Below are 11923 nucleotides of genomic sequence, written 5' to 3'. Positions count from 1 at the left end.
ATCTTCTTGACGACCACCTTGCACGACCCACAGGTCGAGCCGGCCTTGGTGCACTTGGTGACGCACCCGGCGTCGCTGCACGGGCCGCCGTCGTTGAGCGTCGCGTCGTCGGAGACGGCCGCCTTGATGTCGGCCTTCGTGACGTTGTTGCACGAGCAGATCTGGGCCTCGTCGGGCAGGCCCAGCTCGACGCCGCCACCGCGACCGGCCGGGAGGATCAGCTCCTCCGGGTTGGCCGGGAGCTCCATGCCGGAGCCGACCATCGGGCGCAGCGAGCCGTAGGCCGACGCGTCACCGACCAGGATCCCGCCGAGCAGCTCGTAGCCGCCGGTGGCGTTCTCGGCCACGACGAGCTTCTTGTAGATGCCGGCCACCGCGTCGGCGAAGACCAGCTCAAGGGCGTCCTCGGTCGTCGCGAACGCGTCACCGAACGAAGCGACGTCGACACCGAGGAGCTTGAGCTTGGTCGACATGTCGGCGCCGAGGAACTGGCCCTCGCCCCCGAGCAGCTGGTCGACGACGACCTCGGCCATCGAGTAGCCGGGCGCGACCAGGCCGTACATCCGGCCGCCGGGCGCCGCGCACTCACCGATCGCCCACACGTGGGCGTCGGAGGTGCGGCAGTCCTCGTCGACCAGGACGCCGCCGCGCTCGGCGATGTCGAGACCCGCCTCGCGGGCGATCAGGTCCCGGGGACGGATGCCCGCGGAGAAGATGACGATGTCGAGCGGAAGGGTGTCCTCGTCCTTGAACTTGATGCCGGACACGAGACCGTCGTCGTCGCCGTCGATCAGCTCGGTCATCACGCCCGTGTGGACGGTCAGGCCGAGGTCCTCGACGTGGCGCTTGAGCGTGGCGCCGCCGGCCTCGTCGATCTGGACGGCCATCAGGCGCGGCGCCATCTCGACGACGTGCGTCTTCACACCGAGCTGGTGCAGCGCGTTCGCGGCCTCCAGGCCGAGCAGGCCACCACCGATGACCGCACCGGCCTTGGCGGACATGCTGGCCTCGCGGATCGCCTCGAGGTCCTCGATGGTCCGGTAGACGAACACGTTGCCGAGGTCCTTGCCGGGCACCGGCGGGACGAACGGCGCGGCACCCGTGGCGAGCACGAGCTCGTCGTAGGCGAAGGCAGTGCCGTTGGCCAGGGTCACGGTCTGCGCAGTGGCGTCCATCGCCACGACCTCGGACTCGAGGTGCAACGAGACCCGCGGGTCGTCGTACACGCCCTCGGGGAGGTAGGACAGCGCCTCGGCGCCGACCTCGAAGAAGGAGGTCAGGGCGACGCGGTCGTACGCCGGCCGCGGCTCCTCGCCCAGCACGATGATGTCGTAGGTCTCGGTGAGTCCGCGCTCGATCGCGGCCTGCACGAAGCGGTGGCCGACCATTCCGTGGCCGACGACGACAAGTTGCTTCCTGAGGTGCGGTGCCATCTCAAGATCCCTTCTGGGAGGTTGCCAGGGCCGGTCGGCTGCCGAGCAGCTGCCGGACCGTTGGGGCACAACCACCGCAGCCGGTGGTCGCACGGGTGGTGTCACGTGCCTGCTCGAAGGACGAGCAGGCCCGGATCCGACCGGCGGAGACGCCCGCACAGGCGCACACCTCCGCGTCGTCGGGGAGGCTGAGGGCGACGCTGCCCTCCGTCTCGGAACGTTCGGGCATCAGCAGGTTCCCCGGCTCGTGGGCGCCGAGGACCGTCTGGCGGTCGAAGTGCTGGGTGATCAGGCCGACCCGCGAGAGGTCGCCGACCAGGGTGGCCGCGACGATCCGGCCGTCGCGGACGACGAGGCGGCGGTGCGAGCCGGAGATCGGGTTGGAGACCTCGACGACCTCGCCACCGGCGGTGATCTCGCGCTCGGCGTCACCGAGGACGGCGACGTCCAGGTCGGTGGCGCGCAGGCGGGCGACGATCCGGCTGCCGTCGTACTTCACGGCCTCGTCGCAGAGGATCCCGGCGAGGATGCCGGCCTGCTCCCAGGCGGGCGGCACGAAGCCGGTGGTGCGGCCGTCGTGCTCGACGCAGTCGCCGAGGGCGTGGATGGCGGGGTCCGTGACGCTCGCGAGCTGGTCGTCGACGACGATCCCGCGACGGACCTCGAGGCCGGCGCCGCGGGCCAGCGCGGTCGACGGACGACCGCCGGCCGTGAGCACGAGCAGGTCGGTGTCGAGGTTGAAGCCGTTGTCGAGGCGCAGCGCGACCTTGCCGGGGTTGCGCGGCAGCGGGTCGAGGACGCGGACGGCGCCCATGCCGAGCGGGCCGTCGCCCGAGTTGAGCCGGATCGCCCGGGAGCCGGTGTAGACGGCGACGCCGAGCTTCTTCAGGTCGCGGGCGAGGACCTTGCCGGCCCCGCTGTTGATCTGCTGGTGGAGCAGGTGCTCGCCACCCTCGACGATCTCGGTGTCGAGGCCGCGGGCGCCGAGCGCGCGGGCGACCTGGAGACCGAGCAGGCCACCGCCGACGACGACGGCACGACGGTTGACGAGACGACCCTGGTCGTCGGTCGCCTCGATCGCCTCGACCAGGCGCTCGCAGTCGGCGAGCGAGCGGAAGGCGTGCACGGCGTCGTGGAGCGAACCGTCCATCCGGACCAGCCCGCGGATCGGCGGGAGCGTGGGGATGGAGCCGGTCGCCAGCACCAGGACGTCGTACTCGATCAGGGTGCCGTCGACGAGCATCACGTCCTTGAGCTCGCGCTCGACGGTGAGGACGCGCGCGCCGAGGCGGAGGTCGACACCGTTGTCGGCGTACCACTCCGGCGAGCGCAGCGTGAGGGCCTCCGGCCGGTGCGTCCCCTCGAGGACGGCCGACAGCAGGATCCGGTTGTACGGCGCCACCGGCTCGTCGCCCAGGACGGTGATGTCCATGGTGGCGGTCGCGTTGCGCGCGACCAGCTCCTCGATCAGCCGGGTGGTGGCCATGCCGGAGCCGACGACGACGAGCCGCTTGCGCGGCTGGTCGGGGCGGTGGCTCTCGGTCATGTGTCCATGGTCGACGGGCGACGTTTCACGGCGCGGTCGTCGTGCTGCACCCCGAGGTCAACTACTTCTCACAACCTCACCACACTCACGACATCACGGCGTGAGCCGCATCACGAGGGTGTTACGTGACCGGTCAGACGACGACCTCGGCGGCACACACCTTGAACTCGGGCATCCGGCTGGACGGGTCGAGGGCGTCGTTGGTGAGCCGATTGGCGCCGACCCAGTGGAACGGGATGAACACGGTGTCGGGACGGATCGTGGTCACGACCCGCGCCGGCGCCTTCATCTCGCCTCGCCGCGTGCGCACGATGACCGGTTCGCCGTCGTGCGCGCCGATCCGGTCGGCGAGCATCGGGTGCATCTCGACGAACGCTCCCTCGTCGGTCAGGGAGCGGATCCGGCGGGTCTGGGCGCCGGACTGGTACTGCGCGAGCACCCGGCCCGTCGTCAGGTGGATGGGGTACGACGCATCGGGCTGCTCTGCCGCGCCGGCGAACTCCTGCGCGAGGAACCGGGCGCGGCCGTTCGGGGTGGCGAAGGAGTCCGCGAACATCCGCGGCGTGCCGGGGTGCTGGTCCTCGCCCTCGCCGACTGCCGGACAGGGCCAGAAGACGCCCTTCTCGTCGGCGATCCGCTGGTAGGTGATGCCGGAGTAGTCCGCCTTGCCGCCGGCCGAGGCCCGGCCGAGCTCGGCGAAGATCTCCTCCGGATCGAGGGAGAACTCGACGGGCGCGTCGAGGCGTTCGGCGAGGCCCGCAATCACGTCGAGGTCGCTCTTCACGCCCGTCGGCGGCGCGATCGCCTTGTTGCGCAGGATCACCCGGCCCTCGAGGTTCGTCATGGTGCCCGATTCCTCGGCCCACTGCGTGATGGGGAGTACGACGTCCGCGAGGGCCGCCGTCTCGGACATCACGATGTCGCACACGACGAGCAGGTCGAGGGACTCCAGGCGCTGGGTGATGTGGGTGGCCTTCGGCGCCGAGACGACGATGTTGGACCCGAACACGAGCATCGCCTTCGGGCCGCCCCCGTCGCCGAGCGAGTCCAGCAGCTCGTAGGCCGACTTTCCCTTGCCAGGGAGGGTCTCGGGCTCGACGCCCCACACCGCGGCGACATGTGCGCGGGCGGCCGGGTCGTCGATCATCCGGTACCCGGGGAGCTGGTCGGCCTTCTGGCCGTGCTCGCGCCCGCCCTGTCCGTTGCCCTGGCCGGTGAGGCAGCCGTAGCCGGCGTACTCCTTGCCCGGCATGCCGAGGGCGAGGGCGATGTTGATCCAGCCGAGCACCGTGGCGGTGCCCTGGGCGTGCTGTTCGGCGCCGCGCGCGGTCAGGACCATCACGCGGCCGGCGCCGGCGAGCAGGTCGACGAGCTCACGCAGCTCGGAGGTCGCGACGCCGGTGGTCCGTTCGACCCGCTCGGGCCACCACGCGGAGACGGAGCGCCGGACGTCGTCGAAGCCGGTGGTGCGGGCGGCGACGTACTCCTCGTCGATCGCGCCCTGTGCGTCGAGCAGGTGCAGCGCGCCGAGGGCGAGCGCGAGGTCGGTGCCGGGGACCGGCTGGAGGAAGAGGTCGGCCCGCTCGGCGGTGGCGGTGAAGCGCGGGTCGATGACGACGACCGTGCCCCCGCGCTCGCGCAGGCGGTCGAGGTGACGGGCCGCGGGCGGCATGGTCTCGGCCAGGTTGGAGCCGACCAGGACGACCACGTCGGTCTGCTCGATGTCGGCGAGCGGGAACGGCAGGCCGCGGTCGACGCCGAAGGCCTGGTTGCCGGCGCTGGCTGCCGAGCTCATGCACCAGCGGCCGTTGTAGTCGATCTGGCTGGTGCCGAGGGCGACCCGGGCGAACTTGCCGAGCTGGTAGGCCTTCTCGTTGGTGAGGCCACCGCCGCCGAAGATCGCGACCGCATCCTTGCCGTGCTCGGCCTGGAGGGTGCGAATCCGGTCGGCGATGACGTCGAGCGCCTCGTCCCAGCTCGAGGCCCGCAGCTCGCCGGTGGCGCGGTCCCGGATGGCCGGGGTCGTGAGCCGCTCGCGGCTGCCGCGCAGCTCGCCGGAGGTCCAGCCCTTGCGGCACATCGCGCCCTCGTTGACCGGGAACTCCTCCCAGGCGCTGATCTCGATGCCGACGCGACCCTTGCGGGCAACCTTCATCCCGCACTGCAGGCTGCAGTACGGGCAGTGCGTGCGAACGGCGGCGGTCTCGGTCATGTCATCCATTTTCCGCCACCGGTCGTTTCAGGCACAGGAAGCCGCGAGGCCGTGAGGTCAACATCTCCTCACGGCCTCACGGCTCTGCTGCGCGAAGGGGTCAGACGCCGACGTACCCGGTGTCTGCCTTGGCGCCCTTGCGCTTGCGCAGGTAGACGGCCCAGGTGACGAGGGCACACACCACGTAGAACGCCGCGAAGATCGTGAACGCGTTCTTCGTCGCCGCCAGCGGCTCGCTCACCCAGGGGCTGTTGAACGTGATCGGGATGAGGAAGCCACCGATGGCTCCGACCGCACCGATGATGCCGATCGCGGCCGAGGCCTTCTTCGCCTGGGTCATCAGCGACAGCTCACGCTCGGGGGTGCCTTCCGTGGTGCCGCGGAGCGCGTCCTTGCGGAAGATGGCCGGGATCATCTTGTACGTCGACCCGTTGCCGATGCCGCTGAACACGAAGACCAGCAGGAAGGCGCCCAGGAAGAACGGGAAGATGTCCTGGTTGGACTCGATCGCGGCACGGACCGGCTCAGGGAACTGGAACGCAGACGGGTCCTTGGCGATCTCGGCGAGCTTCGCCTTGTCCGGCGGCGGGGGCAGCACGGTCAGCTTGCTGAGCGTGAACAGCACCAGCAGCGTCGACGCGATCATGCCGGTGAAGGCAACGAGGGTGATCCGCGCGCCGCCGTACTTGTCGGCGAGCCAGCCACCGAACGGGCGGGCCATCGACCCGACGAGCGCACCGAGGAACGCGTAGAAGGCGAAGTTGATGCCGATGCCCTGGATGGACGGCAGCGGCTGGCGCCAGAAGTTGACCTTGATCAGCAGCGGCATCGCGGCGGAGTAGCCGATGAACGAGCCGAAGGTGCCGATGTAGAGGAACGACATGATCCAGGTCTGCTTCTCCTTCAGGACGGAGAGCTGTTCACGGGGGTTGGACTTCGCACCCTCGAGGTTGTCCATGAAGAAGTACGCCGCGATGGTGGCCGCGATGGCGAGACCGGCGTAGACGAACGCCGCACGCTCGAGGTGGATGCCACCCTCGCTGGCCTTCACGATGCCGAAGATGCCGGCGCCGCCGACGATCACGGGCAGGAAGAACTGGATCAGCGAGACGCCCAGGTTGCCGCCCGCGGCGTTGAGGCCGAGCGCAGCACCCTTCTTGTCAGCGGGGTAGAAGAAGTTGATGTTGGCCATCGAGCTGGCGAAGTTGCCACCACCGAAGCCGGCCGTCGCCGCGATCACGCAGAACACCCAGTACGGCGTGTCCGGGTTCGTGACGGCGAAGGCGAAGCCCAGCGTCGGGATCAGCAGGAGTGCGGCGCTGGCCATCGTCCAGTTGCGACCGCCGAACTTCGGCACCGCCAGGGTGTAGGGCACCCGCAGCAGCGAACCGACGAGGTTCGGGATGGCGACCAGGAAGAACAGCTGCTCCACGGTGAACGTGAAGCCCTGGGCCAGCAGGAAGGCGGAGCTGACGCTCCAGATCAGCCAGACCGAGAAGCCGAGGTGCTCGGCGAAGATCGACCAGATCAGGTTGCGCTTGGCGATCGGGGCGCCGGTGGAGTCCCAGAACTCGGGGTCCTCGGGGCGCCAGTCCTCGATCCACCGCCCGGAACGGTGGCTCTTCTTGGCGGTCGGCGTGCCGACGCCGGAGGCGTCGGGGCCGGTATTGGTGGTCAGTGTCATCGTCGGGCTCCTGGCGGACAGGGGTCGGATACTGATGCAGATCCTGTGCCCCGCTCGTTTCCGCCCGACGTTTCTCCGGGTTTCGTTTCGTCAACTCGTTCTCACGGCCTCACCGACCTCACGGCCTCCCGGGCGTGGGCTGGATCACTCTCTCGCGGGACCGCCGAGGGCGAAGGCCAGGGCACAGGCCCGGTCGATGAAGAAGAACTGGGCGGGCTTCTCGCTGATGCTCGTCTTCAGGTCGACCAGCGGCCCGCGCTCGGCGCCGAGGCGCTCCATGAGCGCGATCGAGGCGGTGTTGCGCGCGTCGGGCTCCAGCACGAGGCGCTGGCAGCCCGGCAGGTGCGCTACGAAGTCCATGCCCGCGGCGATGACCTCGTGGGTGTGGCCGGCGCGGGCCGGGTCCGCGGCCAGCAGGAGGTGGACGCCCACGTCACCGGGCCGGCGGTCGTACCACTCGCCGATCTCGTCGATCGCCGGGTCGTAGGTCTGGAACAGGCCGACCGGTTGGCCGTCGAGGTCCAGGACGTACGCCGCCAGGTGCTCCTGCTCCTGGATGTAGGCGTAGATCGCCCGGACGTCCTCCTCCGCGAGGTCACCCATCCCCCAGAAGGCTGCGCGCGGCTCGGTCACCCAGGCGTGGAGCAGGGGCGCGTCGGCAGCGGGGTCGACGGGACGAACGGTCACGGTCATCGGGTGTCTCCTTGCGGGTCCTGGCGGAGCGGCAGGGTGCCGCCCGACGCCCAGGCGGTGGTCTGGTCGTGGTGGTGCGGTGAGGCCGGGTCGTCGGAGGCACCCATCGGCACCACCCAGCGGCTGTCGCCGGCGAGGTCCCACACGAACCGGGCCACGGGTCCGTGGACGGAGGCGCCGGTGCCACCGAGCGCGCGGGTGGCCAGCACGCAGTCCTCGTCGCCGGCCACGGCCACGATCGGGGCGGCCGAGCCGTCGGGAGCAGCGAGGCCGAACTGTTCGTGCGGCGTCAGGGGTACGGCGACGTGCCGGTCTCCCCACGGTTCGGGCTCGGGCCCGCGGGCGACCTCGTCGAGGGCGGCGGCGACGACCTGGAGGGGATCCACGCCCAGCGGCTTGTCGGCGACGAGCAGGCTCGGCAACGCCAGCCGCACCCGGCCCCGCAGGTCGAACCAGGGCGCGAACAGGTCGCCGTACGGGCTGGTGTCGACGCCGGCCAGGGCCGGTGCGGCTGCGAATCCGTCGACGGTGGCAGCGCGCACGGCGGCGAAGAGCGCGGCGTCCACGCTGTCAGCGGACATCTCGCGGTCCCAGGCGAGCAACCGGTCGCGCAGGTCGGCGGCTGGGCCGTCGAGGTCGATGAGCCGGGCGATCGTGGCGAGCAGTGCGGCACCGGCAGTCTGCCGGACGTCGGCCAGCACCTCGCCCGCCTGCTCCGACGTGATCGGGCCAGCGGCCGCGAGCTCGGCGAGCCGCTCCCGGATCCGGTCCGCCCGGAACGGTCGCGCGAAGTCGTCCCCGATCCGTTCGAACCCGGGCATCGCGCGATCGTTGGCGCTGACCAGGACCGGTCCGGTGGTTCGTGGCAGGTCGTCCACCCAGCCCTGCGGCACGAAGTGTGGCAATTGGGGGCACGAAGTGTGGGAGATGGGGGTGCGAGATGTCGATGTTGGGCGTTCCGGGACCCGCCCGACGACCCGGTGCTCGACGTGACCGGTGGTGTCGCCGACCAACAGGTTGTTGACCGGCGCGACCCAGTGATCGAAGGCGCCCGTCACGTCGGCCGCGGTGCGTGCGCGAAGCAACGGCAGGATCGCGTCGAAGCCGAGGTCGCCGAGCACGAACGACGGCGTACGAAGGCTGACGGCATGTACGTCGTCCGGGCCACCGAGGATCACCGGCCCACGGTCGGTCACGAGGATCTCGATCTCCTCGGCGGCGTACTCCTCTCCTTCATGGCCAGACCTCGGACCCCCATCTCCCACACTTCGTGCCCCCAATTGCGACACTTCGCGCACCCGCACGAGTTCGAGCCGCCGGGCGACGGGTTCCCAGCCGGCAGGACCGCGGGCGAGGACCACGCCTGCGTGGCGGACCAGCTCCTCGTCGTACACGTCATCGGTGTCGGCGACGGCGTTGGTGATGCCCCACGCGACGGATCCGGCGTGACCGAAGTGCTGGATGCCGGGGACGCCGACGAAGGTCAGGCCGGTGACGTCGAACGGGTCGTCCGGGGCGGTGCAGGTCAGCCGGACCTGGGCGTAGCAGCCGGGTGCCTCGATCACCCGGTGCGGGTCGCCCGCGACGATCGGCAGCCCGCTGGCCGTGAGCGAGCCGGCGACGGCGAACGCGTTGCTGCCGCCGGGCAGGCCCTCGGTGCGGAACAGGTCGATCCACTCGGCGGCGTCGGGGCCGGCGGTGTCGAGGACGTGCCGGCGCCAGAGCTTGCTCGGGAACGTGGAGAAGAGCAGGTGCTGGACGGAGAAGACGGCCAGTGGCATCCACGGCTGCCACGGTCTCGAGACGGTTGCTGCGCAACCTCCTCGACCAACAGAAAGCACCTCGTTGAGGCCGTCGACGTACGCACTGACGAACGCCGCACTCTCCTCCGACAACGCGGCGTACGCACGTCGCGCAACGTCGACGATCAGCGCGCGCCGCGCCAGCACGTCCCATTCGAGTGCCGCGGGGCCGAACACCTCGGCGCACGTTCCCTCCGCCCGGCGTCGTTCGACCTCGAGCTGCCACGGTCGGTCCTGGGCCGTCGCACGACCCTGCTCGCGCGCGACCTCGAGGACGGACCCACCCTGCACATGCGGGATTCCCCAGGAGTCACGGGTGATCGTCACCGGGCCACCGGGTTGCGCAGCGTTCCGGCGAAGATCAGCGACTCGGACTGGTCGGTGATGTCGACCATCTGCAGCGTGTTGCGCAGCTGCAGCCGGTTGAGGCAGCTGTGCCGGAACCGCGGTGCCAGCAGGTCGTAGCGCCCGGCGGCCTCGGCGAGCTCCGGGTGGTCGGCGAGGTGCTCGGTGATCGTGTCGCGCGCGATCGCCCAGAACTCCTCCTCGGCCAGCATCCCGTCCTCATCGAGGATCGCCGCGACGAACCGCAGGACGCCGTCGAACACGTCGGTGTGCACGGCGAGCGGCTTCACGTCCTCCGGTACGGCGGCGCGGATCCGCTCGATCTCCGCCGGCAGTGGGAGATCGCCCATCACGGCGACCTCCTCGCCGATGTCCTTCATGAACGCACCGACGGGGACGTGGTCCCGCAGGCGCAGCAGCAGGTTCTCGCCGTGGGGCATGAAGGCCAGGTCATAGGCGTAGAGGCAGTGCACCAGCGGCCGCAGGTAGGCCCGCAGGTACGAGCGGACCCAGGTCGCCGCATCCACCGGCGACGCCTTGATCCAGGCCGTGACGAGCGCGTCGCCGTCGGCGTCGCGGTGCAGCAGGGCCGCCATCGTCGACAGCTGCTCGCCCTCGGCGGCCCTGGGCAGCGGGCTCTCCCGCCACAGCGCCGCGATCATCTTGCGGTACGGCGACGGCGTGGCCGTGCGGTGGAAGGCATCGCCCGTGTAGCCGATCGCCGCCAGCTCGCGAAGCACCTCGAAACCGGATGCCTGCAGCTCCGGGTCCGCATGCACGACGGATGCGACCCAGTCGTTGATCGCCGGCGTCACCGCCATGTAGGCAGGCGAAAGTCCCCGCACGAAGCCCATGTTCTGGATCGCCAGCGCGGTCTTCACGTAGTGGCGTTCGGGCCGGCTGGTGTTGAAGAACGTGCGGATCGACTGCTGCGCGCGGTAGTCGTCGTCGCCCGTGCCGAGGTGCACCAGGTCGCGGCGCGCCAGGTCGGGCGCGAACGTGATCGCCAGCTTGTTCGTCCACTGCCACGGGTGCACGGGGAGGAACAGGTACGCAGTCGGGTCCAGTCCGAGCCCGCGCAGCCGGGCGTCGAAGGCTTCGCGGACGTCGGGCGCCAGCTCACCGTCGTACAAGGCCTGCTCGGTCTCGCCCGCGCCGAGCGAGAGGTGGCTGAGCTCGCGGCGGGCGGCCACCCAGTGCAGCCGGATCGCCGTACCGGTCTCGGGAGCGAACGCGCGGTAGTCGTCGAGGCCGAAGCCGATCCGGCCGTTGTTGGCCACGAAGGCCGGATGGCCCTCGGTCATCGCAGACTCCAGGTCCTGGTAGCCGGCATCGACGAGGTCGTTCACGGGCACGTGGCGGTGCGCCAGCTTCCATGCCGTTGACGCGAGCGTCGAGGCGATCTCCTCGAGGTAGGTCGGCAACAGCTGGTCGGGAATCCCCAGTACCTGCGCCAGTTCCGCGATGAACTCCTGCGCATCGGGCGCGGCCGGCTCACCGCCGATGGTCCGCTCGATCGACGCGGCGTCGACCACCCAGTGCTCGAGCGCGTACACCCGTGCCGTGAAGCGGTACGACGACCGGTCGGTCTCGACGCGCCACGCACCGTCGTCCAGCGACTCGGGCGCGAGCAGCCGTTCGTGGCTGAACTCGCCCAGCGCCTTGGCCACCAGGTGGCGTTGCGCGCGGTCCATCAGCTCGGGGGTGAGGTGGTCGGCATCCGATGGTCCCGGGTCAAAGGCACCGGATTCCGGCGTGTCACGGTGCTTTTGGGCAGGGACTATCCCGCCGGCACGCACCAGGTCCGGGTGGTTCCAGTCCTCCCGCGGGCAGACGGACAGCATCGACGTCTTGCCGGGCATGGGGATCTCGCGGAGCTCGGTGAAACCGGCGGCGACGTTCTTGGCCCGGATGGCGGTGTTGCGGGCGTCGGGCTCGACGACGATCCGCCGTACCGACGGGTCGGCGAAGCAGAAGGCCAGCACGGCGTCGAAGATCCTCGTGGTCAGGCCGGGGACGGGTGCACCGGCAGGGGGCGCGACGAGCACGTGCATCCCGCTGTCGCCCTCCTCGAGCTCGGGAAGTCCCGCGAGGCCTTCGGCGTGCGCCGGGTCGTAGGTCTCCACCAGGAACGCAGGACGGCCTCCGACGCGGCCCAGGAAGGCGTCGTGGTGCGGGTTTGCGGCGATGGCTGCGTACTCCGCCCGG

At 70.5% G+C, this 11923-nt stretch carries 7 protein-coding genes; all 7 read right to left on the bottom strand.

Annotated elements, in window-relative coordinates; translation table 11 throughout:
• A partial coding sequence (locus tag ACOADB_RS27365) for an FAD-dependent oxidoreductase (RefSeq protein WP_378606551.1) occupies positions 1 to 1433 on the bottom strand: 1433 nt, incomplete at its 3' end.
• Position 1434: 1 nt separating this feature from the next.
• Positions 1435 to 2979 (bottom strand): FAD-dependent oxidoreductase, encoded by a 1545-nt coding sequence (locus ACOADB_RS27360; protein ID WP_378606548.1) that lies wholly within the window; start codon positions 2977 to 2979, stop codon positions 1435 to 1437.
• A 133-nt stretch (positions 2980 to 3112) separates the two neighbouring features.
• The gene (locus ACOADB_RS27355) at positions 3113 to 5191 is read right to left on the bottom strand and encodes a molybdopterin oxidoreductase family protein (protein ID WP_378606545.1); all 2079 of its coding nucleotides are present in this window, start codon (positions 5189 to 5191) and stop codon (positions 3113 to 3115) included.
• 100 nt (positions 5192 to 5291) lie between these two features.
• Complete coding sequence (locus ACOADB_RS27350) at positions 5292 to 6875, bottom strand: MFS transporter (RefSeq protein WP_378606542.1); 1584 nt, start codon at positions 6873 to 6875, stop codon at positions 5292 to 5294.
• 144 nt (positions 6876 to 7019) lie between these two features.
• Entirely contained in the window at positions 7020 to 7568 is a 549-nt protein-coding gene (locus ACOADB_RS27345) for a GNAT family N-acetyltransferase (RefSeq protein WP_378606539.1), read from the bottom strand.
• A complete protein-coding gene (locus ACOADB_RS27340) occupies positions 7565 to 9697 on the bottom strand; it encodes a penicillin acylase family protein (protein WP_378606536.1) in 2133 nt (710 codons plus the stop codon). The genes ACOADB_RS27345 and ACOADB_RS27340 overlap by 4 nt, the downstream gene beginning before the upstream one ends.
• The coding region (locus tag ACOADB_RS27335; RefSeq protein WP_378606533.1) for a GNAT family N-acetyltransferase at positions 9694 to 11923 on the bottom strand (2230 nt) is incomplete at its 5' end. The genes ACOADB_RS27335 and ACOADB_RS27340, both read right to left, overlap by 4 nt.

The sequence above is a fragment of the Nocardioides sp. CPCC 206348 genome (genome assembly GCF_048654705.1).
In the GTDB taxonomy this organism is placed as follows: domain Bacteria; phylum Actinomycetota; class Actinomycetes; order Propionibacteriales; family Nocardioidaceae; genus Nocardioides.
Note: the sequence above shows the minus strand (reverse complement) of the source record. Positions and strands in the feature narration are given on the sequence as shown.